This is a genomic window from Salmonella sp. 5800 (assembly GCF_046558195.1).
GTDB classification, from domain to species: Bacteria; Pseudomonadota; Gammaproteobacteria; order Enterobacterales; family Enterobacteriaceae; genus Salmonella; species Salmonella enterica.
Genome location: NZ_JBGDOX010000011.1, coordinates 14,464 through 39,601 on the forward strand (window position 1 = coordinate 14,464; position 25,138 = coordinate 39,601).

Sequence of the window (25,138 nt, forward strand, 5' to 3'; positions counted from 1 at the left end):
TTTTTACAGGGGAGTACTATGCGTCAGGCTTTACCGTTGGTCACCCGCCAGGGCGATCGCATTGCTATTGTCAGTGGGTTACGAACCCCCTTCGCTCGTCAGGCCACTGCATTTCATGGTATTCCCGCTGTTGATCTCGGCAAGATGGTGGTAGGCGAGCTGCTGGCGCGCAGTGAAATTCCAGCCGATGCCATTGAGCAACTGGTTTTTGGTCAGGTAGTACAAATGCCGGAAGCGCCCAACATTGCGCGCGAAATTGTGCTGGGTACGGGGATGAATGTTCATACCGATGCCTATAGCGTAAGCCGCGCCTGCGCCACCAGTTTTCAGGCGGTAGCGAATGTGGCGGAAAGCCTGATGGCCGGCGCGATACGCGCCGGTATCGCTGGCGGCGCGGATTCGTCGTCGGTACTGCCAATAGGCGTGAGTAAAGCCCTGGCGCGGGTACTGGTTGATGTCAATAAAGCCCGGACGACCCGCCAACGGCTGACGCTTTTTTCTCGTCTGCGCTTACGCGACCTGCTGCCCGTTCCTCCCGCCGTTGCTGAGTATTCCACCGGTCTGCGCATGGGCGATACCGCCGAACAGATGGCGAAAACGTATGGTATTACGCGTGAACAGCAGGACGCGCTGGCGCATCGTTCACATCAGCGCGCCGCGCAGGCATGGGCGGAGGGCAAACTGGCGGAAGAAGTGATGACGACCTATGTGCCGCCGTATAAAAACCCCTTTGCAGAAGACAACAACATTCGCGGCACCTCCACGCTGGTGGACTACGCCAAACTGCGTCCCGCTTTTGACCGAAAACATGGCTCTGTGACCGCCGCCAATAGTACACCGCTGACCGACGGCGCTGCCGCCGTTATTCTGATGACCGAATCCCGCGCTAAAGAGCTGGGGCTGCGCCCGCTTGGTTATCTGCGCAGCTACGCCTTTACCGCTATTGATGTCTGGCAGGACATGCTATTGGGGCCGGCCTGGTCAACGCCGCTGGCGCTGGAGCGGGCCGGGTTGACGATGGCCGATCTGACGCTTTTTGACATGCATGAAGCGTTTGCCGCTCAGACTCTGGCGAACTTACAACTGCTGGGCAGCGAACGATTTGCCCGTGAGGTGCTTGGTCGTGCGCAGGCGACAGGGGAGGTGGATGACGCTAAATTCAACGTGCTCGGCGGCTCAATCGCCTACGGGCATCCTTTTGCCGCAACGGGCGCACGGATGATAACCCAAACGTTGCATGAGTTACGGCGTCGGGGCGGAGGTTTTGGCCTGGTCACAGCCTGCGCGGCTGGCGGTCTTGGCGCGGCGATGGTTCTGGAGGCGGAATAATGACTACCACATCAGCTTTTATGCTTAACGTGCGTCTGGATAATGTCGCGGTTGTCGCTATTGATGTCCCTGGAGAAAAGGTGAACACCCTGAAAGCGGAGTTTGCCGCGCAGGTACGCGCCATTCTGAAGCAAATCCGGGAAAACAAAGCGTTGCAGGGCGTTGTTTTTATCTCAGCCAAAGCAGATAACTTTATTGCTGGCGCTGATATCAACATGATAGGTCACTGCCAAAACGCGCAGGAAGCGGAAACGCTGGCGCGTCAGGGGCAACAACTGATGGCGGAGATCCAGGCGTTGCCTGTTCCGGTTATCGCCGCCATTCATGGCGCCTGTCTGGGGGGCGGTCTTGAAATGGCGCTGGCCTGCCATCGGCGTATCTGTACCGACGACGTTAAAACCGTTCTCGGACTGCCGGAGGTACAGTTAGGGCTTTTACCGGGATCGGGCGGAACGCAGCGACTTCCACGGCTGGTGGGGGTCAGTACCGCGCTGGATATGATCCTGACAGGTAAACAGCTTCGCGCCAGACAGGCGCTTAAAGCCGGGCTGGTTGATGATGTGGTGCCGCAAACTATTTTACTGGAAGCGGCTGTCGAGCTGGCTAAAAAAGAACGCCTGGCGCAACGGACATTGCCGGTCCGGGAACGTATCCTGGCGGGGCCGCTGGGGCGCGCGCTGTTATTTCGCCTGGTGCGTAAAAAGACAGCGCAAAAAACGCAGGGTAATTATCCGGCGACGGAGCGGATCATTGATGTGATTGAAACCGGACTGGCGCAGGGCAGCAGTAGCGGCTATGACGCGGAAGCGCGCGCTTTCGGCGAGCTGGCGATGACGCCTCAATCGCAGGCGCTGCGCGCTGTTTTCTTTGCCAGTACCGAGGTGAAAAAAGATCCCGGTAGCGATGCGCCGCCCGGCCCGCTGAACAGCGTGGGCATCTTAGGCGGCGGGTTAATGGGCGGCGGTATCGCCTGGGTTACGGCCTGTAAAGGCGGTTTGCCAGTACGAATTAAGGATATAAATACTCAGGGGATCAATCATGCTCTGAAATACAGCTGGGATCTGCTTGAAACAAAAGTACGCCGCCGCCATATCAAAGCCAGCGAACGCGATAAACAGTTGGCGTTGATATCAGGTTCTACCGATTACCGTGGTTTCAGTCATCGTGATCTGGTCATTGAAGCGGTGTTTGAAGATCTGCCGTTAAAACAACAGATGGTGGCGGAAGTGGAGCAAAATTGCGCTGCTCACACCATTTTTGCCTCCAATACTTCTTCCCTGCCGATTGGCGATATTGCGGCGAATGCGGCCAGACCGGAACAGGTGATTGGATTGCACTTTTTTAGCCCGGTCGAAAAAATGCCGCTGGTTGAGGTTATTCCTCATGCGTCTACTTCCGCGCAGACCATCGCCACGACCGTTAAGCTGGCGAAAAAACAGGGTAAAACCCCGATAGTCGTCAGTGATAAAGCCGGGTTTTATGTTAACCGAATTCTTGCGCCGTATATCAATGAGGCGATTCGGATGCTGACTGAAGGCGAACGCGTCGAACATATTGACGCCGCCCTGGTAAAATTTGGTTTTCCGGTGGGGCCAATCCAACTTTTGGATGAGGTAGGAATCGACACGGGCACTAAAATTATTCCTGTGCTTGAGGCGGCGTATGGAGAACGTTTTAGCGCGCCTGCAAATGTTGTCGCTTCAATTTTGAATGACGATCGCAAAGGTAGAAAAAATGGTCGCGGTTTCTATCTTTATGGCGAAAAAGGGCGTAAAAGCAAAAAACAGGTTGACCCTGCTATTTATAAGCTTATTGGCGTGCAAGGGCAGAGTCGACTGTCTGCGCAGCAGGTGGCAGAGCGCTGTGTCATGTTAATGCTTAACGAAGCGGCGCGCTGTTTCGACGAAAAAGTGATTCGCAGCGCGCGCGATGGCGATATTGGTGCCGTGTTTGGTATCGGTTTTCCGCCGTTTCTCGGTGGCCCGTTCCGCTATATGGATGCTCTCGGGCCGGGTGAAATGGTGGCGACATTACAGCGCCTGGCCGCACTTTACGGTCCTCGTTACGCGCCTTGTGAACAATTAGTGCGCATGGCGGAGCGCAGGGAGCATTTCTGGACGAATGGGGAAACTGACCAGGGAAATTGAGGTCAAAGAGAATATGAATCCGCACTGAATGCCTCCTTAGTGGCGAAATAATAATCAAGGATTGACTATACTTACGCCATTGAGGTAAAAAACAGCGTTTCATTCAGTGAATGGATAAGGCACAATGCCGGCCACCGCATTTTTGCCGCAGCCAATAGGGGCATGTGGTAAGCGTGTTGGTGAAACTGGTTAACAAAAGCGGTGCAATATGCAAGTTTTTATCATGCGTCACGGCGACGCAGCCCTCGATGCCGCCAGTGATTCGGTTCGTCCCTTGACCCCTTGTGGGTGTGACGAGTCTCGCCTGATGGCGAACTGGCTGAAAGGTCAAAAAGTGGATATCGAACGTGTTCTGGTGAGTCCGTTTCTTCGGGCCGAACAGACGTTAGATGTGGTCGGCAATTGTATGAATCTGCCGGCTCAGGTGGATGTCCTGCCGGAGCTAACGCCCTGTGGCGATGTCGGTCTGGTCAGCGCCTACCTCCAGGCGCTGGCCAATGAAGAGATCGGATCGGTGCTGGTGATTTCTCACTTACCTCTGGTCGGATACCTGGTATCTGAGCTTTGTCCGGGCGAAACGCCGCCGATGTTCACGACGTCCGCAATTGCCAACGTTACGCTTGATGAAAGCGGCAAGGGGACATTCAACTGGCAAATGAGTCCCTGCAATCTGAAAATGGCGAAAGCGATTTAATCTTTGCTGCCTGATGGCGCTTCGCTTATCAGGCCTACGACAGCGTTGGCTGTTCGTAGGCTGGATAAGGCGCTTGCGCCGCCATCCGGCAATTCCGCATCAGGGTAATTCGGGCGGTTGCCACTCTTCCACTTCAATCAACACCAGCAGCGCGGCGTCGCCGCCGTACTCTTTCGGCGCCTGATGAAAGGCCATCACATGCGGATGCTGCGCCAGCCATAACGGCGTTTGCTGTTTCAGAATATGTTTACCGTGTCCATGCATGACGCAGGCGCAAAAAATATGTTCCCGACGGCAGGCGGCAATCAGCGCCCCCAGTTCCTGCTTGGCCTGAAGCTGCGTTAAGCCGTGTAGATCCAGAAACAGTTCCGGCGAATAGTCGCCGCGGCGCATTTTTTTTAGCTCGAAATGGCTGACATCTTCACGGACATACTTTACCGGCCCTTCCGTATTGAGCAGCGGCTGGAACTCATCGGAAAAATAGTGGCTGGCGTCCGCCTGTTCCTGAATTAACCTTCGGGTAGGGACTTCCGTGATTTTCTTGCGCAGCGGCCGATGGACGATAGTATCCTGTTTAATCTTTCGGGTGCCGACCATCAGCTGACGGAACAGCGCCTGGTCCTCCTCGCTGAGCGATGTTTTCTTTTTCATTCGTGGGTCTCGTCTGATCTTTTGCCTTAGTTTACCCGACCCGGAGGATATCCGAACGGTCAAAACGGATTTTTCGTATTCTCCCGCCGCGTCAATGCTGATTTATCCCTGTCTTCGTGGCAAACTAGCCGCCGAATTTAATGCGAGCATGCCCTGGAGGAATATGTGGATAAAATTTTCGTCGATGAAGCAGTAAGTGAACTGCATACCATTCAGGACATGTTGCGCTGGGCGGTAAGCCGCTTTAGCGCGGCGAATATCTGGTATGGACACGGTACCGATAACCCGTGGGATGAAGCGGTACAACTGGTGTTGCCGTCTCTTTATCTGCCGCTGGATATTCCGGAAGATATGCGGACCGCGCGGCTGACGTCCAGCGAAAAACACCGCATTGTCGAGCGAGTGATTCGTCGCATTAACGAGCGTATCCCGGTCGCCTACCTGACCAATAAAGCCTGGTTCTGCGGCCACGAATTTTATGTCGATGAGCGCGTGCTGGTGCCGCGTTCGCCCATTGGCGAGCTGATTAATAACCACTTCGCCGGCCTTATTAGCCAACAGCCGAAATATATTCTGGATATGTGTACCGGTAGTGGCTGCATCGCCATCGCCTGTGCTTATGCTTTCCCGGACGCAGAGGTTGATGCGGTCGATATTTCGCCGGATGCGCTGGCTGTCGCCGAGCATAACATTGAAGAACACGGTCTTATCCATCACGTGACGCCAATCCGTTCCGATCTGTTCCGCGATCTGCCGAAAGTTCAGTACGATCTGATTGTCACTAACCCGCCTTATGTCGATGCGGAGGATATGTCCGATCTGCCGAACGAATATCGCCACGAACCTGAGCTGGGGCTGGCGTCCGGCACTGACGGCCTCAAATTGACCCGTCGTATCCTGGGAAATGCGCCGGATTATCTGTCCGATGACGGCGTTCTGATTTGTGAAGTCGGAAACAGCATGGTACATCTGATGGAGCAGTATCCGGATGTGCCGTTCACCTGGCTGGAGTTTGACAACGGCGGCGATGGCGTCTTTATGTTGACCAAAGCGCAGTTGCTCGCGGCCCGTGAACATTTCAATATTTATAAAGATTAAAACACGCAAACGACAACAACGATAACGGAGCCGTGATGGCAGGAAACACAATTGGACAACTCTTTCGCGTAACCACTTTCGGCGAATCACACGGGCTGGCGCTTGGGTGTATCGTCGATGGCGTGCCGCCCGGCATCCCGTTGACGGAGGCCGATCTGCAGCACGATCTCGACAGACGCCGCCCCGGCACCTCGCGCTATACTACCCAGCGCCGCGAACCGGATCAGGTAAAAATTCTCTCCGGCGTGTTTGATGGCGTGACGACCGGCACCAGCATTGGCCTGCTGATTGAAAACACCGATCAGCGCTCGCAGGACTACAGCGCGATTAAAGATGTTTTTCGTCCGGGACACGCGGATTACACCTATGAGCAGAAATACGGCCTGCGCGATTACCGTGGCGGTGGACGTTCTTCCGCGCGTGAAACCGCGATGCGCGTAGCGGCAGGGGCGATCGCCAAGAAATACCTGGCGGAAAAGTTCGGTATCGAAATCCGCGGCTGCCTGACCCAGATGGGCGACATTCCGCTGGAGATTAAAGACTGGCGTCAGGTTGAGCTTAATCCGTTCTTTTGTCCCGATGCGGACAAACTTGACGCGCTGGACGAACTGATGCGCGCGCTGAAAAAAGAGGGCGACTCCATCGGCGCGAAAGTGACGGTGATGGCGAGCGGCGTGCCGGCAGGGCTTGGCGAACCGGTGTTTGACCGACTGGATGCGGACATCGCCCATGCGCTGATGAGCATCAATGCGGTGAAAGGCGTGGAGATCGGCGAAGGATTTAACGTGGTGGCGCTGCGCGGCAGCCAGAATCGCGATGAAATCACGGCGCAGGGTTTTCAGAGCAACCACGCTGGCGGCATCCTCGGTGGCATCAGTAGCGGGCAACACATTGTGGCGCATATGGCGCTGAAACCTACCTCCAGCATTACCGTGCCGGGACGTACGATCAACCGGATGGGTGAAGAAGTCGAGATGATCACCAAAGGGCGCCACGATCCGTGTGTGGGGATTCGCGCAGTGCCGATCGCAGAAGCCATGCTGGCGATCGTGCTGATGGATCACCTGCTGCGCCATCGGGCACAGAATGCGGATGTAAAGACAGAGATTCCACGCTGGTAAGAAATGAAAAAAACCGCGATTGCGCTGCTGGCATGGTTTGTCAGTAGCGCCAGCCTGGCGGCGACGCCGTGGCAGAAAATAACCCATCCTGTCCCCGGCGCCGCCCAGTCTATCGGTAGCTTTGCCAACGGATGCATCATTGGCGCCGACACGTTGCCGGTACAGTCCGATAATTATCAGGTGATGCGCACCGATCAGCGCCGTTATTTCGGCCACCCGGATCTGGTCATGTTTATCCAGCGGTTGAGTCATCAGGTGCAGCAACGGGGGCTCGGAACCGTCCTGATAGGCGACATGGGGATGCCTGCCGGAGGCCGCTTTAATGGCGGACACGCCAGTCATCAGACCGGGCTTGATGTGGATATTTTCTTGCAGTTGCCGAAAACGCGCTGGAGCCAGGCGCAGCTATTGCGCCCGCAGGCGTTAGATCTGGTGTCCCGCGACGGTAAACATGTCGTGCCATCGCGCTGGTCGTCGGATATCGCCAGTCTGATCAAACTGGCGGCACAAGACAATGACGTCACCCGTATTTTCGTCAATCCGGCTATTAAACAACAGCTTTGCCTCGATGCCGGAAACGATCGTGACTGGCTACGTAAAGTACGCCCCTGGTTCCAGCATCGCGCGCATATGCACGTGCGTTTACGCTGCCCTGCCGACAGCCTGGAGTGCGAAGATCAACCTTTACCCCCGCCGGGCGATGGATGCGGCGCTGAACTGCAAAGCTGGTTCGAACCGCCAAAACCTGGCACCACAAAGCCTGAGAAGAAGACACCGCCGCCGCTGCCGCCTTCCTGCCAGGCGCTACTGGATGAGCATGTACTCTGATGGACAATTTTTATGATCTGTTTATGGTCTCCCCGCTGCTGCTGGTGGTGCTGTTTTTTGTCGCCGTACTGGCAGGATTTATTGATTCTATCGCCGGGGGCGGAGGGCTGCTCACTATCCCTGCGCTGATGGCCGCCGGGATGTCGCCGGCAAATGCGCTGGCGACCAATAAATTACAGGCGTGCGGCGGCTCCCTCTCGTCTTCGCTCTATTTTATTCGCCGTAAAGTGGTAAACCTGGCCGAGCAAAAGCTCAATATTCTGATGACGTTCATTGGCTCGATGAGCGGCGCGCTGCTGGTGCAGCACGTGCAGGCGGATATTTTGCGCCAGATCTTGCCCATCCTGGTGATTTTCATCGGCCTCTATTTTTTATTGATGCCGAAGCTGGGCGAGGAAGATCGCCAGCGCCGCCTGTATGGATTACCGTTCGCGCTGATAGCCGGGGGATGCGTCGGGTTTTACGACGGTTTTTTCGGGCCTGCCGCCGGGTCGTTTTACGCTCTGGCGTTTGTCACCTTATGTGGCTATAACCTGGCGAAATCCACGGCACATGCCAAAGTGCTTAACGCTACCTCCAACGTTGGCGGCCTGCTGTTATTTATCATCGGCGGCAAAGTGATCTGGGCGACGGGCTTTGTGATGCTGGTTGGTCAGTTTTTAGGGGCGCGAATGGGGTCGCGTCTAGTGTTGAGCAAAGGCCAAAAGCTTATCAGACCGATGATCGTTATTGTCTCGGCGGTAATGAGCGCCAGGTTACTTTATGATAGCCACGGACAGGAGATCCTCCACTGGTTGGGGATGAATTAATGAACAGTACGCACCATTACGAACAGTTAATTGAGATTTTTAACGGCTGCTTTGCCGAAGAATTTAATACCCGTCTGATTAAAGGCGACGACGAACCGATCTATCTTCCTGCTGACGCGCAGGTACCGTACCACCGCATCGTCTTTGCGCATGGGTTTTACGCCAGCGCGCTGCATGAGATTTCTCACTGGTGTATCGCCGGCAAGGCGCGCCGTGAACTGGTTGACTTTGGTTACTGGTACTGCCCGGACGGACGCGACGCGCAGACCCAAAGTCAATTTGAAGACGTGGAGGTGAAGCCACAGGCTTTCGACTGGTTGTTTTGCGTGGCGGCGGGGTATCCCTTTAACGTCAGTTGCGACAATCTGGAAGGCGATATTGAGCCGGATCGCGTGGCGTTTCAGCGCCGGGTTCATGCGCAGGTAATGGCGTATCTGGAGCAGGGCATTCCTGAACGTCCGGCCCGCTTCATCAAAGCGCTACAGAATTACTATCACACGCCCGAACTTAAGGCGGAACAGTTCCCGTGGCCGGAAGCGCTTAATTAAAGCCAGCGCCACGTTTACAATGAGGAAAGAAGATGATCGCGGAGTTTGAATCACGCATTCTGGCATTAATTGACGATATGGTAGAGCACGCCAGCGACGATGAGCTTTTTGCCAGTGGATACCTGCGTGGCCACCTGACGTTAGCCATTGCCGAGCTGGAGAGCGGTGATGACCACTCCGTCGAGGCGGTCTATGCCAACGTTAGCCAAAGTCTGGAAAAAGCGATCGGCGCCGGTGAACTGTCGCCGCGCGATCAGGCGTTAGTCAAAGCCATGTGGGACAATTTGTTCGACAAGGCAAAACAATAACGCCGTGGGCCGGAAGGCGACGCTTGCCGCCTTCCGCTATTGACTGGCCCATTACTTCACCGCTTTTCCCTTCAATAACTTTCTCACCCATAACCGATTCGGATTTAACGCCGCCAGCGTACTGGCATCCAGTGGAATCGGCTCGTTACTCATCTGCGCCGCCAGAATTTCTGCGCATAATGGCGCTGAGCACAAACCGCGCGATCCCAGCGCGCCGAGCATAAATAAACCCGGATACACAGGCGCAGACGCCGCCGACGTTTTATTATCGGCTAAATCGGCGTAATGCGTCAGCGTGGCGTGGTAATCCGGGACATTGCCCACCATCGGCAGATGATCGCGGGTGGCGCAACGCACGCCGCAACGGGCGCTGTTGCCGCTAACGTCAACCTCTGTGGCCCATTTCGCATCCGGAAAACAGTCAAGCAGACGCTGTCGGTTCTGACGCTGATCTTCTTCGCGCCAGACGGTGCTTTCGTCGCCCCGGTGATAGCTGGCGCCAATACAGTGCTGCTGATTATGCGGATTTTGCGGCGTCAGATAGCCGTCGTAGCATAACACCTGACGCAACGCCGAGAGGGCGGGGGTGGTGGGAATATGACTGACCTGCCCCCCGACGGCATACACCGGCAGCGGCCGGGTCTGATCAAAACGGTTAATCTGATGGCCGTTCGCCAGGACGACGGTCTCATGGCTGGCGGTTTCACCTGACGTAAAGCGCAGTTGCCAGCGCGACTCCTGCGCAACGAGCGACGTGAGCGTATGGCGAAAGCGCGTTTGTAAACCCTGTTCGGTCGCCAGTGCGATGACTGCGCGAGTTAATTGTTCCGGGCACAGCCAGCCGCCTGCCGGATAGGTAATTCCTCCGCAGCGTGTCGTCACGCCAACCGCCTGTTCCGCCTCTTCGGCATTGAGCGCCGAGGCCAGTCCGGCGGGCAGCGCCAGGGACAGCATCTGGGCAATTTTCTGCTGGCTTTTCTCATCCCATCCGAGCTGCGTCACGCCGCACCAGTCATGATCAAAAGAGACGGGCAGGGCATCATACAGGCGACGGGCAAAGGTGAATGCGGTCGGGAAAAAGCGATTAATGGCGGCGTCATGTTTGCTAAGGAGCGGATAAAGCGCGCCCTGTCGATTACCGGAGGCGCCCTGGGCGGGCTGGTCGTCCGCGCAATAGAGCGTCACCTGCCAGCCGCGACGCAGTAACGCCAGTGATAACAGCGCGCTGGCGATGCCGCCGCCAATGATTGCCGTTTCACGTTTTTCGCTTCCGCTGCGGTAAAACCAGGGCGCGGAAAGGGTCGGCATGAGGTGTTGTTCCATCACTCCGCAAAGCATCTCGCGTTTACGTCCGAAGCCTTTGCGTTTTTGCATGGTAAAACCGGCTTCCTGTAATCCCCGACGAACGAAACCCGCCGAGGTAAACGTCGCCAGCGTTGCGCCGGGCCGCGCCAGCCGCGCCATCGCGTTAAACAGGTTTGGCGTCCACATATCCGGATTTTTCGCCGGGGCAAAACCGTCGAGGAACCAGGCGTCGACTGTTTGATTCAGCGTGGCGTCCAGTTGGTCGGTCAATTCATTAATATCGCCAAACCACAAATCCAGCGTCACCCGGCCCCGATCCAGCAATAGGCGATGGCATCCCGGGAGCGGCAGCGGCCATTGCGCCTGCAGCTGCTCTGCCCAGGGCGCGAGCTCCGGCCAGTGTTGGTGCGCCAGCGCCAGATCGCCGCGCGTTAACGGGAATTTCTCAAAACTGATGAAATGTAACCTTTGCAACGTCGCCTGTGGGTGCGCAGAACGAAAGCTGTCAAACGCCTGCCACAGCGTCAGGAAGTTGAGTCCGGTGCCAAAACCGCTTTCCGCGACTATAAATAATGGATGTGAATGTACGGGAAATCGCTCCGCAAGACGATTGCCGCCAAGAAAAACGTAGCGTGTCTCTTCGAGTCCATTGTCATTAGAAAAATAGACATCATCAAAATCTCGGGAAACAGGTGTACCCTCAGCGTTAAATTCGAGTGTGGCGGGTTGTATGGCGTATTGTTTCACGTAAGTTACTCGTCTGACGGGCGGTATCGCGATCTTAACGATGTGTGCCTGACGGCGCAAATTTCCGTACTAAATGGCTGATCGGACTTGTTCGGCGTACAAGTGTACGCTATTGTGCCAATCGAAACTTAAAAATAGTGCGAATTACAGAGGTATTGAATGAAACGTGCAGTGATTACTGGCCTGGGCATCGTTTCCAGCATCGGTAATAACCAGCAGGAAGTCCTGGCATCTCTGCGTGAAGGACGTTCAGGGATCACTTTCTCTCAGGAGCTGAAGGACGCCGGCATGCGTAGCCAGGTATGGGGCAACGTAAAACTGGATACCACTGGCCTCATTGACCGCAAAGTCGTGCGCTTTATGAGCGACGCCTCCATCTATGCTTATCTGTCTATGGAGCAGGCAGTGGCCGACGCCGGTCTGGCGCCGGAAGTTTATCAGAATAACCCGCGTGTCGGCCTGATTGCAGGTTCCGGCGGCGGCTCCCCGAAATTCCAGGTCTTTGGCGCAGACGCCATGCGTAGCCCGCGTGGTCTGAAAGCCGTGGGCCCGTATGTGGTGACGAAAGCAATGGCATCCGGCGTTTCCGCCTGCCTCGCTACGCCGTTTAAAATTTATGGCGTGAACTACTCCATTAGCTCCGCTTGCGCGACCTCCGCACACTGTATCGGCAATGCGGTTGAACAGATCCAACTGGGCAAACAGGACATCGTTTTTGCTGGCGGCGGCGAAGAGCTGTGCTGGGAAATGGCCTGTGAGTTCGATGCGATGGGCGCACTGTCCACCAAATATAACGATACGCCTGAAAAAGCGTCCCGTACCTATGATGCGCACCGTGATGGGTTTGTCATCGCAGGCGGTGGCGGTATGGTTGTTGTCGAAGAGCTGGAACACGCTCTGGCGCGCGGCGCGCATATCTATGCGGAAATCGTCGGTTACGGCGCAACATCCGATGGCGCAGACATGGTTGCTCCGTCTGGTGAAGGCGCAGTACGTTGCATGCAGATGGCGATGCACGGCGTAGACACGCCGATCGACTACCTGAACTCTCACGGTACCTCTACTCCGGTAGGCGACGTGAAAGAACTGGGTGCAATCCGTGAAGTGTTTGGCAATAACAGCCCGGCAATTTCTGCAACCAAAGCGATGACCGGCCACTCGCTGGGTGCCGCAGGCGTGCAGGAAGCTATCTATTCTCTGCTGATGCTGGAGCACGGTTTTATCGCGCCGAGTATCAACATCGAAGAGCTGGATGAGCAGGCTGCGGGCCTGAACATCGTGACCGAAACGACCGAGCGTGAACTGACCACCGTAATGTCTAACAGCTTCGGTTTTGGCGGCACCAACGCCACGCTGGTGATGCGTAAGTTGTAAGCCTGACTATTACGTTGTAGTATCAATAATGAAACAGGTCGCTAATGCGACCTGTTTTTTCATTCAGGGAACAACAAAATATATGGATATTCTATAAATGCCAACTAATACATTAGATAAAATTAGGCATAGTTTGAGTTGCGTGGCTGTTTTATTTGGTTTGCTTGGCATTTTTGTTTTTGCCTCATTTTCGCCTTCCTATGCCTGGCTTTATTTGGCAGGTCTGGCTGCGCCTTTTATATATAGTATTGTTTTTGTCTATGCGATTGCCGCCTGGAGTATTTATTCAAAGTATTATCCATTTTTATCATTGGGCCGCTTATCATTTGTGGAATGTTTTGTTCCGGCGCTGGCCCTGGTGTGCCTTACCGTTCTCTACAATGCTTTTAGTGGCCCGGAACCCTGGATGGCCGAGTTATCAAGGCAATTTTTTCTTCATAAATTTCTTAACACGCTGGCGATGTGCTTTCTGGCTCCTGTGGCGGAGGAAATTATATTCAGAGGGTTTTTATTAAACAGCAGTATCGGTTGGGGTCGGTACTCAAGAGTTTCCGGTATTATTATTACCTCACTCGCTTTTGCATTTATGCATACACAATATCTCTTTGCGGTGACTTTTGTTTATCTGTTTGTTTTCTCATCTATATTATGCGTTGTTCGAATGAGAAGTCGTGGGTTAATGATACCGATAATACTTCATGTTTTAAATAATGCCTGGGTTATTTTCGGCTTACTGTTTTCAGCGACGGAATAAGCGCCTGATGCAAGAGGCGCTTTGACCTCTCCGGTACGAACAAGAGACCGATGGCGGTTCCCTTTTTTAATGCTTCTTATATTCCGGCGCGACTTTCGCTGACCAGGCCTCAGCTTGGGTGATGGCGCCTGCGTCATAAATCGGCTGTTCATAACCCTTATCAGCATCCCGAACGCGGTAAATTTTCCAGCGTCCCTCTTCCCAACGGGTATAAACTTCCAGGTGGATGGGCGTTGACTCTGTAGCCAACAGAATATCCACTTTTTCTCCGCCGAGGAAAGGGTGTGCCTTCCCAACCCGTAACTGTGGAATCCACTCTGGCGCATAGTCCTGCGCATACATAAAATAATCAGCCCCCACAATCTCCTGTTCATAAAGGGACTGTATTAGCGCCAGGCGATGAATAACCTCTTTAGCGACGTAACGTTGCATTAAGGCGGTGGTGTCGTCAGGGGGATTCACATCGTTCGTGAACGTCGTCATCCATGAGGTATAGAACTGCTTCACGGCCTGCGTACTGTCGTGTTGAGGCGCAGAGCAACTACAAAGCAACAGGATAAGCGCGACAAGGGAGAACGTTTTCATTAATTCTTCCTGTAGATGGTATATGAGGGCCTGGCTGCCCGGTAGCCCGGGCCGGCCCACATATCGCGTTGTTTAAAATCTGAATACCACTCTGTGCCATCATATATCGCCATGTGACCACTCGGGTTTCCGCCAGCGTAAGGTTGAATAATGATGACGTCACCCTCGCGCGGCATTTCATAGGTACCAATAGCGGTGAATCCGGCGCTTCTTAACATTGGGCCATAATCTTTCGCATGATATGTATGCCCCAGCGTGATACCGCCCGCCTGAATTGCCTTTCGGGTAAATTCCGCACACCGGCCTTGAGAATGAGAACCTGCATGCGTTTTGGCATAATTAACCGCCATTCTTTTATCCCAACTCATAATGATTCCTGTTAATAAAATACGTAATAGCAACGACGTAATGCTTTAACAGTATTTGATTCGGGAAGCATGACAAATAGTGCTATTACTATTTCCAATAGAATAAGTTTAAATATTTATTAATTGTTGAGGTTGATAAGTTAGGGCCAATTTATTCAACATTAATTATTATTCTGCGGTATTGGCATCATTTTTTATTTGCATATCGCCATAGCGCGACGGCCAGATCTCCTGCGGCGTGATGCCAAGCGCGTCCGCAATAATCCGTTCGGCTCTCGGCCAGGAGCGGGTAAAGACATTGCGCAGTGAATCAGGTGATAAACCGGCCTGACGAGAAAGATCTCTGAGCGTAATACCTCTTTTTTCCAGTGCACTTTTAATATCTGCACGATGCCAGTCTTGGCTTTTTGGTTCCATTCTGTAATCCTAAGAAGATGTGTTATCGGCACCGATATTTTTAAAGTGAAAATTAGCGTGAGAAAAAGAAAGTTACTTTCTTTTTCACTCTAAGAATAGTGCCAGAAAGAAAGCAAAATTTCGCGCAAAAGAAGAAATATTTTTATTTCATCAAAGGAAAGGAAAGAAACCGATGGCAAAGGAATGGTTCACGGTTAAGGAATGTCTTGGCTTGCCGGGGTTTCCGGGAAGCGAGCCTGCGGTTCGCGAACGTTTGTATAAGTACAGCGAAGGGAAAGAGGGTGTCAGGCGTAAGCGTGTTAAATCAAAGGCCGAGGAGTTTCATATATCTGTTTTCCCTCTTTATGTTCATCGTTATCTTGACGACAGCGGAGAGGAACCGACGCCAGAACCCATTTCCTTACAGGAAGCGGAGCCTGAAGATATCTGGGAGATGATGTTCAGGTTACTGACGCCAGAACAGCGCAAGCAGGTGACCGGACGGTTTAAGGTGAGAGGGATGAAAGCGGTCTTTCCCTTTCTGTTTGATGACACGCCGCCACGTTGATAGCCTGGCTGCAATTTCAAGGTTGACAAGTTTCGCGTCTCACAGGCAGACTTCACTTTCTACATTATCCTTCCGATAATGCGTAAGCGTTTAACGTTATCCAACGCACCTTAATCCTGACGTTCAGGTAGAGGGGGCGTGGCCTTTCCCCGCCTTACTCTGCATTCTGGAGTAATGCATGACAGCAGTTAGCCAAAAAACAACGACCCCGTCTGCGAATTTTTCGCTGTTCCGCATCGCCTTTGCGGTTTTCCTGACCTATATGACGGTCGGCCTGCCGTTACCCGTCATCCCGCTTTTTGTCCATCACGAACTGGGCTATAGCAATACGATGGTTGGGATCGCCGTGGGCATTCAGTTTTTTGCGACGGTACTGACGCGCGGCTATGCCGGACGGCTGGCGGATCAATATGGCGCTAAACGATCGGCGTTACAGGGGATGTTTGCCTGCGGGCTGGCGGGCGCCGCCTGGCTCCTGGCCGCGCTGTTGCCGGTTTCCGCGCCGGTAAAATTCGCGCTGCTTATTGTCGGGCGTTTGATCCTCGGATTTGGCGAAAGCCAGCTGCTGACCGGAACCCTGACCTGGGGACTGGGGCTGGTTGGCCCAACGCGTTCCGGTAAGGTGATGTCGTGGAACGGAATGGCGATTTACGGCGCGCTGGCGGCCGGTGCGCCGTTGGGCTTGCTGATCCATAGCCACTTTGGCTTCGCGGCGCTGGCGGGGACGACGATGGTTTTACCGCTGCTGGCCTGGGCATTCAACGGCACCGTGCGTAAAGTGCCTGCGTATACGGGGGAGCGACCTTCACTGTGGAGCGTGGTCGGGCTTATCTGGAAACCGGGTCTGGGTCTGGCATTGCAGGGCGTGGGCTTTGCCGTCATCGGTACGTTTATTTCACTTTATTTTGTCAGCAATGGCTGGACGATGGCGGGATTCACCCTGACCGCGTTTGGCGGTGCGTTTGTACTGATGCGCATATTGTTCGGTTGGATGCCGGACCGCTTTGGCGGCGTGAAGGTCGCCGTTGTCTCATTGCTGGTTGAGACGGCAGGACTGCTGCTCTTGTGGCTGGCGCCGACGGCCTGGATAGCGCTGGTAGGCGCGGCGCTCACCGGGGCAGGGTGTTCATTGATTTTCCCGGCGCTGGGCGTGGAGGTTGTGAAACGCGTACCTTCTCAGGTACGCGGTACGGCGCTCGGCGGTTACGCCGCATTTCAGGATATCTCCTACGGCGTTACCGGCCCGCTGGCGGGCGTGCTGGCCACGTCATGCGGCTATCCTTCCGTATTCCTCGCGGGAGCGATCTCCGCGGTGGTTGGCATCCTGGTGACGATATTATCGTTCCGGCGTGGTTAAGAAACCAGCCAGAAAAGCGCCAGTACAATTATTAGCGCGATAAACAACAGGCCTGGCCGCGCAGACAGATTTTTCACGGTTTCAATCATCGGCGCGAACGGGCGGTAGATGGGTTGAATAGAGAGCGGTTCAAGCTCATCCGCCTCTCGCTCTACGCGACGCAGGAAAATATGGTTAAGTAAATCCTGCACCTGGGCGGTGGTCAGCACCGTTTGCGGCTGAATTTGATAGGTGTGTTGGGCATACTCTTTGATCGCTGTGAGTTCGTCCGGTTCCAGCGGTTGTTTTAACGCAGCTTGCAGCGTATGTAGCGTAGGCGCGTGTTGTAGTGACAGCGTCTGCCGCGCCTGTAGCCATGTTGCCAGATGGGTAAACTGTTTTGCCGGAATGAGCTCGCCGCTTTTCACGCCGGAGAGTTCCAGCATTGATTGCCAGATAAGTTTGTTTGACTCGCCGGTCGCGGCCGCCAGCTTCGTCACCAACTGATTCAACGTATTATGTTCAGCAGGCAATAATGGCCGATCCGTTGCCGGACGTTGCTGCGGCTGCGGAATGGAAAGCTGCCCCTGTTGCAGGAGCGTCAGCACGTTTTTGAGTTGATCGGGCGTAAGCTGGCTAAGCGCGGTTTGACCGTATTGCTGACGGATAAAATCGCTGACGGCCTGACGATTATTCCCGACGCCAAGCAGCTCTGTTAGCTGTGAAAGTACCTGACGATTGGCGTGATTTTGCTGCGCTACGCCCAGACGCTGGGTAAGATTCTGTTCAGCGGCGGGGAAGTGGCGCGACAGTAGCGGCGCGTCATTTTTTATCCCCAGATCGTGTTTCATTCCGGCCCATACTTCCGCGCTTTGCTGCTGGGTCAGTGAAATCAGGCGCGTGATCAGCCTTTCCAGTACCGTACGCTGTTGCATGGAAAGCGGCTGCTCGCTCGCAGCGGAAAGAGGATTACGCCCTTCGCCTGGAGGCTGTGCAGGGGCGCCGGAGATGGGATGCATAATTAATTATCCTTTAACCATAAATCTGAGCAATATATGCCTGGCGGCCAGATTATGGCACACTTGTCCGGTTAACTCTCGTTCTCAAACAGGTACGACAGTCGTGAAAATTCTCGTTGATGAAAATATGCCTTACGCCCGCGAATTATTTAGCCGCCTGGGTGAGGTAAAGGCAGTGCCGGGTCGCCCGATCCCCGTTGAAGAATTGAACCATGCCGATGCGTTAATGGTGCGTTCGGTCACGAAAGTGAATGAATCGCTGCTGAGCGGCACGCCGATTAACTTCGTTGGTACTGCTACGGCAGGCACCGATCATGTGGATGAGGCATGGCTGAAGCAGGCGGGCATCGGTTTTTCAGCCGCGCCCGGCTGTAATGCTATCGCCGTGGTGGAGTATGTGTTTTCCGCGCTGTTGATGCTGGCCGAACGTGACGGCTTTTCGTTACGCGATCGCACTATAGGGATTGTCGGCGTGGGTAACGTCGGAAGCCGGCTACAGACCAGGCTTGAAGCGTTGGGTATCCGCACGTTGCTGTGCGATCCGCCACGCGCCGCACGCGGGGACGAGGGTGATTTTCGTACGCTGGATGAGCTGGTGCAGGAAGCGGATGTCCTGACTTTCCATACGCCGCTCTATAAAGACGGACCGTACAAAACGCTGCATCTGGCCGATGAGACGCTGATCCGTCGACTGAAACCCGGCGCCATTCTCATTAACGCCTGCCGCGGTCCGGTGGTGGATAACGCCGCGTTGCTGGCGCGACTTAATGCCGGGCAGCCGCTGAGCGTGGTGCTTGATGTGTGGGAGGGCGAACCGGATCTTAACGTCGCGCTACTGGAAGCCGTGGATATCGGCACGTCGCATATTGCCGGCTATACGCTGGAAGGCAAAGCGCGCGGCACCACCCAGGTCTTTGAGGCGTATAGCGCGTTTATCGGTCGCGAGCAGCGTGTCGCGCTGGAGACATTACTGCCTGCGCCTGAGTTTGGTCGTATTACGCTTCACGGCCCGCTGGATCAACCGACGCTGAAAAGACTGGCGCATTTGGTGTATGATGTGCGCCGCGACGATGCGCCGCTGCGTAAAGTCGCTGGAATTCCGGGTGAATTTGATAAATTGCGTAAAAATTATCTTGAGCGCCGTGAATGGTCGTCTTTATACGTGATGTGTGACGACGAAACGGCAGCCGCCTTGCTGTGTAAGCTAGGTTTTAACGCTGTTCATCACCCGGCACATTAATGTCTTCTTAATGCTCCCTGTCGAATAATGCGACAGGGACGCTTATGTATTTCTGGAGTAAATCACCATGTCTGAAGGCTGGAACATTGCCATTCTGGGCGCAACGGGCGCCGTAGGCGAAGCCCTGCTTGAAACACTGGCTGAACGCCAGTTCCCGGTCGGTGAAATTTATGCGTTGGCGCGTCATGAAAGCGCGGGCGAGCACCTCCGTTTTGGTGGCAAGTCGGTCATTGTCCAGGATGCGGCGGACTTTGACTGGACGCAGGCGCAGTTGGCGTTTTTCGTTGCCGGCGCAGAGGCATCGGCTGCCTGGATAGACGACGCGACCAATGCAGGCTGCCTGGTGATAGATTCCAGCGGTCTGTTCGCGCTGGAGCCTGATGTGCCGCTGGTCGTGCCGGAAGTTAACCCGTATGTACTGGCGGATTACCGTAACCGTAACGTGATTGCGGTCGCCGATAGTCTGACCAGTCAACTGCTCGCGGCGCTCAAGCCGTTAATCGATCAGGGGGGACTGTCGCGCATCGCCGTCACCAGTATGTTATCAGCGTCCGCACAGGGGAAAAAAGCGGTCGATGCGCTGGCCGGACAGAGTGCGAAGCTGCTTAACGGCATACCGATTGATGAAGATGATTTCTTTGGCCGCCAGTTGGCGTTCAATATGCTGCCGCTGCTGCCGGATCGTGAAGGCAGCGTGCGCCAGGAACGTCGTATCGTCGATGAAGTGCGTAAAATTTTGCAGGACGATGGCGTGATGATCTCCGCCAGTGTCGTGCAGTCGCCGGTGTTCTATGGCCATGCGCAGATGGTGAGCTTTGAAGCGCTCCGTCCGCTGGCGGCGGAAGAGGCGCGCGAGGCGTTTTCCCGCGGTGAAGATATCGTACTGTCAGAAGAGACGGATTACCCGACGCAGGTGGGCGACGCTTCCGGCAATCCACAGCTCTCTATTGGCTGTGTGCATAATGATTACGGTATGCCGGAACAAATTCAGTTCTGGTCAGTGGCGGACAACGTGCGTTTCGGCGGCGCGCTGATGGCCGTTAAAATTGCGGAGAAGCTGGTGCAGGAGTATCTGTACTGATGTCCGGACAGCAATTATCGCCGGTCTATAAAATTGCGCTGGGTATTGAGTACGACGGCAGCAAGTATTATGGCTGGCAGCGTCAGAATGAAGTGCGCAGCGTGCAGGAAAAGCTGGAAAAAGCGCTCTCGCAGGTGGCAAATGAACCTATTAACGTGTTCTGCGCCGGGCGCACCGATGCCGGCGTTCACGGCACCGGGCAGGTTGTCCATTTCGAAACGACCGCATTGCGCAAAGATGCGGCATGGACGCTGGGGGTAAATGCGAATTTGCCTGGTGACATTGCCGTGCGCTGGGTGAAAACTGTACCGGATGATTTTCACGCGCGATTTAGCGCTACGGCTCGCCGTTATCGCTATATCATCTACAATCATCGACTGCGTCCTGCGGTATTAGCAAAAGGCGTGACGCATTACTATGAGCCGCTGGATGCAGAGCGGATGCATCGCGCGGCGCAGAGTCTGCTTGGCGAAAATGATTTTACCTCGTTTCGCGCGGTGCAGTGCCAGTCGCGCACGCCGTGGCGTAATGTGATGCACATCAACGTTACCCGCCACGGCCCTTATGTGGTGGTCGATATCAAAGCGAATGCCTTTGTTCATCATATGGTCAGGAATATTGTCGGCAGCCTGCTGGAAGTAGGCGCTCACAACCAGCCGGAGAGCTGGATCGCAGAGCTGTTAGCGGCCAGGGACAGAACGCTGGCGGCGGCAACGGCGAAGGCGGAGGGGCTATATTTGGTTGCGGTGGATTACCCTGACCGGTTTGACCTTCCAAAACCGCCAATGGGCCCGCTATTTCTGGCGGACTAATCCGAATCGTACACCCGAAACGTGTCGGGTAGAAAGGCAAAGACAAATATGGACCTGATCTACTTTATTATTGATTTTATTCTGCACATCGATGTGCATCTGGCGGAGCTGGTCGCGGAGTACGGCGTCTGGGTGTACGCTATTTTGTTTTTGATTCTGTTTTGTGAAACCGGCCTGGTCGTCACGCCGTTCCTGCCGGGCGACTCGCTGCTGTTTGTCGCCGGGGCGCTGGCTTCGCTGGAAACCAACGATCTCAATGTGCATGTCATGGTGGCGTTAATGCTGATCGCCGCGATTGTCGGCGATGCGGTAAATTACACGATTGGTCGACTGTTCGGCGAAAAACTGTTCAGTAATCCGAATTCGAAAATTTTCCGCCGCAGTTATCTGGATAAAACCCACCAGTTTTATGAAAAACACGGCGGTAAAACTATCATTCTCGCTCGCTTCGTGCCGATCGTCAGAACCTTTGCGCCGTTTGTGGCAGGGATGGGGCACATGTCCTATCGGCATTTTGCCGCTTATAACGTCATCGGCGCGCTGCTGTGGGTACTGCTCTTTACCTACGCCGGTTATTTCTTCGGTACGATACCGTTGATTCAGGATAACCTTAAGCTGCTGATTGTGGGGATTATCGTGGTTTCGATATTACCTGGCGTCATTGAGATTGTCCGGCATAAGCGCGCTGCGTCGCGTGCCGCAAAATAGAAAGTAACTCAGCGGTTCGACCACTTTTTTATCCAAAGTTTCGGGCTGTTATGTTTTAATGTGCAACATTCATGGTCTGTTGGGGGCAAAAATGGCATTATGCGCCCCTTATAATAAAGCTGACTAAGGTTCAGGCAGAAAGGTCACCAATGAGCTGGATTGAACGAATTAAAAGCAACATTACTCCCACCCGCAAGGCAAGCATTCCTGAAGGGGTGTGGACCAAGTGTGATAGCTGCGGTCAGGTTTTATACCGCGCTGAGCTGGAACGTAATCTTGAGGTCTGTCCTAAGTGTGACCATCATATGCGCATGTCGGCGCGCAATCGCCTGCATAGCCTGTTAGATGAAGGTTCCCTTGTGGAGTTGGGTAGCGAGCTGGAGCCGAAAGACGTGCTCAAGTTCCGCGACTCCAAAAAATATAAAGACAGACTGGCGTCCGCGCAGAAAGAAACCGGCGAGAAAGACGCGCTGGTGGTCATGAAAGGGACGCTTCACGGTATGCCGGTTGTCGCCGCCGCGTTTGAATTCGCGTTCATGGGCGGCTCAATGGGGTCTGTCGTTGGCGCACGCTTCGTTCGCGCCGTTGAACAGGCGCTGGAAGACAACTGTCCGTTAGTGTGTTTCTCTGCTTCCGGCGGCGCGCGTATGCAAGAAGCGCTGATGTCGCTGATGCAGATGGCGAAAACCTCGGCGGCGCTGGCTAAAATGCAGGAACGTGGTCTGCCCTACATTTCGGTATTGACCGATCCGACAATGGGCGGCGTTTCCGCCAGTTTTGCGATGCTGGGCGATCTCAACATCGCCGAGCCAAAAGCCCTGATTGGCTTCGCCGGCCCGCGCGTTATCGAACAAACCGTTCGTGAGAAGCTCCCGCCAGGATTCCAGCGCAGTGAGTTCCTGATCGAAAAAGGCGCTATTGATATGATCGTCCGCCGCCCGGAAATGCGCCTGAAGCTGGCGAGCATTCTGGCGAAGCTGATGAATCTGCCCGCGCCGAACCCGGACGCCCCGCGTGAAGGCGTGGTGGTGCCTCCGGCGCCGGATCAGGAGTCTGAGGCCTGATAACTGAAAAGGGCAGGGCCGCAGGCTCTGCCCTTTTGCTTTTCACCGTAAAGAAGCAGCGGAATCAATGAAAAACAAATCTATACCTCAAGCTGCGTCGCCCCTGGCCTCGTGGCTTTCTTATCTGGAAAACCTGCACAGCAAGAGTATCGATTTAGGCCTTGAGCGCGTAAGCCAGGTGGCAGCGCGTCTGGACATCCTCAAGCCTGCGCCGTTCGTTTTTACCGTTGCGGGAACCAACGGCAAAGGTACGACCTGTCGCACGCTGGAGTCGGTGTTAATCGCGGCGGGATACCGTGTGGGCGTCTATAGTTCGCCTCATCTGGTACGTTACACCGAGCGCGTGCGCGTGCAGGGGAAAGAATTAGCGGAATCCGCGCATACCGCGTCCTTTGCGGAAATAGAAGCGGCGCGCGGCGATATTTCATTGACCTATTTTGAATATGGCACGTTGTCGGCATTGTGGCTGTTTAAACAGGCTAACCTTGACGTGGTGATTCTGGAGGTCGGGTTGGGCGGACGCCTGGACGCCACGAACATTGTGGATGCCGATGTAGCGGTAATTACCAGCATCGCGCTTGACCATACTGACTGGCTGGGGCCGGATCGCGAAAGTATCGGCCGCGAGAAGGCCGGGATTTTTCGTGCGGAAAAACCCGCTATCGTCGGCGAACCGGAAATGCCGGCAACCATCGCGGATGTCGCTCAGGAGACCGGCGCGCTGTTGCGGCGTCGCGGCGTTGACTGGCGTTATGAGGTGACAGCGACCCACTGGGCGTTTACCGATGGCGACGGTACGCTTGCCGGACTGCCGTTGCCGCAGGTTCCCCAGCCGAATGCCGCCACCGCCCTGGCCGCGCTGCGCGCCAGCAGGTTGAACATTGACGAGCAGGCGATTCGCGACGGTATTGCGCAGGCTACCTTGCCGGGACGTTTTCAAATCGTGAGTGAGTCGCCGCGCGTTATCTTTGATGTCGCCCATAATCCCCACGCGGCGGAATACCTGACGGGTCGTCTGAAAATGTTGCCGAAACGCGGGCGCGTGCTTGCGGTGATTGGTATGCTGCATGATAAAGATATCGCCGGCACGTTAGCCTGGTTGAAAAGCGTGGTTGACGACTGGTATTGTGCTCCGTTAGAGGGGCCGCGCGGCGCGACGGCGGAACAACTTCTGGAACATCTGGGGAAAGGGAATGTCTATGATAGCGTCGCGCAGGCATGGCAGGCCGCTATCGACGCGGCGCAGCCAGAAGATACCGTGCTGGTGTGCGGATCGTTCCACACCGTCGCACATGTTATGGAAGTGATAGACGCGGGGAGAATCGGTGGCGAGTAAGTTTCAGAATCGTTTAGTCGGCACGATTGTGTTAGTCGCGCTGGGGGTTATTGTGCTTCCCGGTCTGCTGGACGGACAGAAAAAGCATTATCAGGATGAATTTGCTGCGATTCCACTGGTACCGAAGCCTGGCGACCGCGATGAGCCGGATATGATGCCTGCCGCAACGCAGGCGCTGCCGACACAACCGCCGGAAGGGGCGGCTGAAGAGGTGCGGGCGGGAGATGCGGCAGCGCCATCGCTGGACCCGTCGCGCATGGTGTCTAACAATATTGAGCTTGATCCGATACCGGCGGAGACGCCTAAACCGAAGCCGGTTGAAAAGCCGAAACCGCAGCCTAAACCGCAACAGCCGGTTGTCGCCGCTTCCACGCCGACGCCCGCGCCGCAACCAGTCGCCGACGATAAACCTGCGCCGACCGGCAAAGCCTATGTCGTACAGTTGGGCGCGCTGAAAAACGCGGATAAAGTCAACGAGATAGTCGGCAAGCTTCGTTCCGCCGGGTTCCGGGTTTATACTTCCCCATCAACGCCGGTACAGGGTAAAATAACCCGTATTCTCGTCGGGCCGGATGCGTCGAAAGATAAGATGAAAGGATCGCTTGGCGAGCTCAAGCAGATTTCCGGGTTAAGCGGCGTGGTGATGGGATATAGCCCGAACTAAGGCGCGTTTTGCCTGAGCGCGCAGCGTTAAGGCCTACGGTGTTCACCTGGTAATAGCCGAAGTTCTGTAGGCTGGATAAGGCGTTTACGCCGCCATCCGGCAGAAGGAATAAACCTGGTATCCTGCGCTTATCAGGCCGATGGCAGCTCTTCTGGTCGTGCCCGAAGAGATAAAAAGTGTGATGGCGTTGAATATTTTTTCAGCGCCATTTTTATTTACGCGTGGGAAGGAAATCCCTACGCAAACGT

26 protein-coding genes are annotated in these 25,138 nt (G+C 54.9%); 20 read left to right on the plus strand and 6 right to left on the minus strand.

What is annotated here, in order from left to right:
• Positions 1-18 precede the first annotated feature (18 nt).
• The 3 genes from fadI (at position 19) to sixA (ending at position 4,170) form a co-directional block, all read left to right on the plus strand.
• Positions 19-1,329 carry an acetyl-CoA C-acyltransferase FadI gene (gene fadI / locus ACLJZ5_RS18275; RefSeq protein WP_410958999.1) on the plus strand — a complete coding sequence of 437 codons (1,311 nt, stop codon included), beginning with the start codon at positions 19-21 and terminating at the stop codon, positions 1,327-1,329.
• Positions 1,329-3,476 (plus strand): fatty acid oxidation complex subunit alpha FadJ, encoded by a 2,148-nt coding sequence (gene fadJ / locus ACLJZ5_RS18280; protein ID WP_000214145.1) that lies wholly within the window; start codon positions 1,329-1,331, stop codon positions 3,474-3,476. The genes fadI and fadJ overlap by 1 nt, the downstream gene beginning before the upstream one ends.
• 208 nt (positions 3,477-3,684) lie before the next feature.
• A complete protein-coding gene (sixA, locus tag ACLJZ5_RS18285) occupies positions 3,685-4,170 on the plus strand; it encodes a phosphohistidine phosphatase SixA (RefSeq protein ID WP_410959000.1) in 486 nt (161 codons plus the stop codon).
• A 99-nt stretch (positions 4,171-4,269) separates the two neighbouring features.
• Here sixA and smrB read toward each other — a convergent pair whose 3' ends face one another.
• Positions 4,270-4,821 (minus strand): endonuclease SmrB, encoded by a 552-nt coding sequence (gene smrB / locus ACLJZ5_RS18290; RefSeq protein WP_000730794.1) that lies wholly within the window; start codon positions 4,819-4,821, stop codon positions 4,270-4,272.
• A gap of 165 nt (positions 4,822-4,986) precedes the next feature.
• On the opposite strand from smrB, the gene prmB reads away from it, so the two are divergent.
• Genes prmB through ACLJZ5_RS18320 form a run of 6 tightly spaced genes read left to right on the plus strand, consistent with a single transcriptional unit; the run spans position 4,987 to position 9,533 of the window.
• Positions 4,987-5,919 carry a 50S ribosomal protein L3 N(5)-glutamine methyltransferase gene (prmB, locus tag ACLJZ5_RS18295; protein ID WP_001542329.1) on the plus strand — a complete coding sequence of 311 codons (933 nt, stop codon included), beginning with the start codon at positions 4,987-4,989 and terminating at the stop codon, positions 5,917-5,919.
• A gap of 35 nt (positions 5,920-5,954) precedes the next feature.
• On the plus strand, positions 5,955-7,040 hold the full coding sequence (gene aroC, locus ACLJZ5_RS18300) for a chorismate synthase (protein WP_000918457.1): 1,086 nt from the start codon (positions 5,955-5,957) through the stop codon (positions 7,038-7,040).
• Positions 7,041-7,043: 3 nt separating this feature from the next.
• Positions 7,044-7,868, plus strand: a complete 825-nt coding sequence (gene mepA / locus ACLJZ5_RS18305; protein ID WP_023206598.1) for a penicillin-insensitive murein endopeptidase — start codon at positions 7,044-7,046, stop codon at positions 7,866-7,868.
• Positions 7,868-8,677: a sulfite exporter TauE/SafE family protein gene (locus ACLJZ5_RS18310; RefSeq protein ID WP_000368599.1), complete on the plus strand. Its 810-nt coding sequence runs from the start codon at positions 7,868-7,870 to the stop codon at positions 8,675-8,677. The genes mepA and ACLJZ5_RS18310 overlap by 1 nt, the downstream gene beginning before the upstream one ends.
• Positions 8,677-9,225, plus strand: a complete 549-nt coding sequence (locus ACLJZ5_RS18315) for an elongation factor P hydroxylase (RefSeq protein WP_001089211.1) — start codon at positions 8,677-8,679, stop codon at positions 9,223-9,225. The genes ACLJZ5_RS18310 and ACLJZ5_RS18315 overlap by 1 nt, the downstream gene beginning before the upstream one ends.
• A 32-nt stretch (positions 9,226-9,257) precedes the next feature.
• Positions 9,258-9,533, plus strand: a complete 276-nt coding sequence (locus tag ACLJZ5_RS18320) for a YfcL family protein (RefSeq protein WP_000559749.1) — start codon at positions 9,258-9,260, stop codon at positions 9,531-9,533.
• 51 nt (positions 9,534-9,584) lie between these two features.
• Here the strand turns inward: ACLJZ5_RS18320 and mnmC are convergent, their stop codons facing one another.
• Positions 9,585-11,585 carry a bifunctional tRNA (5-methylaminomethyl-2-thiouridine)(34)-methyltransferase MnmD/FAD-dependent 5-carboxymethylaminomethyl-2-thiouridine(34) oxidoreductase MnmC gene (gene mnmC / locus ACLJZ5_RS18325; protein WP_024798138.1) on the minus strand — a complete coding sequence of 667 codons (2,001 nt, stop codon included), beginning with the start codon at positions 11,583-11,585 and terminating at the stop codon, positions 9,585-9,587.
• Between the two features lie 159 nt (positions 11,586-11,744).
• Between mnmC and fabB the strand changes: the two genes are divergently transcribed.
• Positions 11,745-12,959: a beta-ketoacyl-ACP synthase I gene (fabB, locus tag ACLJZ5_RS18330; protein ID WP_024798139.1), complete on the plus strand. Its 1,215-nt coding sequence runs from the start codon at positions 11,745-11,747 to the stop codon at positions 12,957-12,959.
• Between the two features lie 97 nt (positions 12,960-13,056).
• Complete coding sequence (locus ACLJZ5_RS18335; protein WP_024798140.1) at positions 13,057-13,713, plus strand: CPBP family intramembrane glutamic endopeptidase; 657 nt, start codon at positions 13,057-13,059, stop codon at positions 13,711-13,713.
• 66 nt (positions 13,714-13,779) lie between these two features.
• Here the strand turns inward: ACLJZ5_RS18335 and ACLJZ5_RS18340 are convergent, their stop codons facing one another.
• From ACLJZ5_RS18340 to ACLJZ5_RS18350, 3 genes are all read right to left on the minus strand, one after another.
• Positions 13,780-14,298, minus strand: coding sequence for a YbjP/YqhG family protein (locus tag ACLJZ5_RS18340; RefSeq protein ID WP_410959001.1), 519 nt, complete (start codon positions 14,296-14,298; stop codon positions 13,780-13,782).
• On the minus strand, positions 14,298-14,666 hold the full coding sequence (locus ACLJZ5_RS18345) for an NlpC/P60 family protein (protein ID WP_000118256.1): 369 nt from the start codon (positions 14,664-14,666) through the stop codon (positions 14,298-14,300). The genes ACLJZ5_RS18340 and ACLJZ5_RS18345 overlap by 1 nt, the downstream gene beginning before the upstream one ends.
• Positions 14,667-14,834: 168 nt before the next feature.
• Complete coding sequence (locus tag ACLJZ5_RS18350; RefSeq protein ID WP_000433429.1) at positions 14,835-15,083, minus strand: transcriptional regulator; 249 nt, start codon at positions 15,081-15,083, stop codon at positions 14,835-14,837.
• Between the two features lie 172 nt (positions 15,084-15,255).
• Between ACLJZ5_RS18350 and ACLJZ5_RS18355 the strand changes: the two genes are divergently transcribed.
• Positions 15,256-15,630 carry a hypothetical protein gene (locus ACLJZ5_RS18355; RefSeq protein WP_001051266.1) on the plus strand — a complete coding sequence of 125 codons (375 nt, stop codon included), beginning with the start codon at positions 15,256-15,258 and terminating at the stop codon, positions 15,628-15,630.
• 178 nt (positions 15,631-15,808) lie between these two features.
• Positions 15,809-16,987, plus strand: coding sequence for an MFS transporter (locus ACLJZ5_RS18360; RefSeq protein WP_000127730.1), 1,179 nt, complete (start codon positions 15,809-15,811; stop codon positions 16,985-16,987).
• On the opposite strand, the gene flk is transcribed toward ACLJZ5_RS18360, so the two are convergent.
• Positions 16,984-17,985: a flagella biosynthesis regulator Flk gene (flk, locus tag ACLJZ5_RS18365; protein ID WP_000553395.1), complete on the minus strand. Its 1,002-nt coding sequence runs from the start codon at positions 17,983-17,985 to the stop codon at positions 16,984-16,986. The two genes, ACLJZ5_RS18360 and flk, sit on opposite strands and share 4 nt — an antisense overlap.
• Positions 17,986-18,088: 103 nt before the next feature.
• Between flk and pdxB the strand changes: the two genes are divergently transcribed.
• From pdxB to dedD, 7 genes are all read left to right on the plus strand, one after another.
• Positions 18,089-19,225, plus strand: coding sequence for a 4-phosphoerythronate dehydrogenase PdxB (gene pdxB / locus ACLJZ5_RS18370; protein ID WP_000699178.1), 1,137 nt, complete (start codon positions 18,089-18,091; stop codon positions 19,223-19,225).
• A gap of 67 nt (positions 19,226-19,292) precedes the next feature.
• Positions 19,293-20,306 carry an aspartate-semialdehyde dehydrogenase gene (locus ACLJZ5_RS18375; protein WP_001289141.1) on the plus strand — a complete coding sequence of 338 codons (1,014 nt, stop codon included), beginning with the start codon at positions 19,293-19,295 and terminating at the stop codon, positions 20,304-20,306.
• Positions 20,306-21,118, plus strand: a complete 813-nt coding sequence (gene truA / locus ACLJZ5_RS18380) for a tRNA pseudouridine(38-40) synthase TruA (protein WP_024798143.1) — start codon at positions 20,306-20,308, stop codon at positions 21,116-21,118. The genes ACLJZ5_RS18375 and truA overlap by 1 nt, the downstream gene beginning before the upstream one ends.
• A 48-nt stretch (positions 21,119-21,166) precedes the next feature.
• Complete coding sequence (locus tag ACLJZ5_RS18385) at positions 21,167-21,826, plus strand: DedA family protein (RefSeq protein WP_000364318.1); 660 nt, start codon at positions 21,167-21,169, stop codon at positions 21,824-21,826.
• Between the two features lie 149 nt (positions 21,827-21,975).
• Positions 21,976-22,890 (plus strand): acetyl-CoA carboxylase, carboxyltransferase subunit beta, encoded by a 915-nt coding sequence (accD, locus tag ACLJZ5_RS18390; RefSeq protein ID WP_000118383.1) that lies wholly within the window; start codon positions 21,976-21,978, stop codon positions 22,888-22,890.
• Between the two features lie 67 nt (positions 22,891-22,957).
• Complete coding sequence (gene folC, locus ACLJZ5_RS18395; RefSeq protein WP_000792275.1) at positions 22,958-24,226, plus strand: bifunctional tetrahydrofolate synthase/dihydrofolate synthase; 1,269 nt, start codon at positions 22,958-22,960, stop codon at positions 24,224-24,226.
• A complete protein-coding gene (gene dedD / locus ACLJZ5_RS18400) occupies positions 24,216-24,890 on the plus strand; it encodes a cell division protein DedD (protein WP_024798144.1) in 675 nt (224 codons plus the stop codon). The genes folC and dedD overlap by 11 nt, the downstream gene beginning before the upstream one ends.
• The last annotated feature ends 248 nt before the right edge of the window (positions 24,891-25,138 follow it).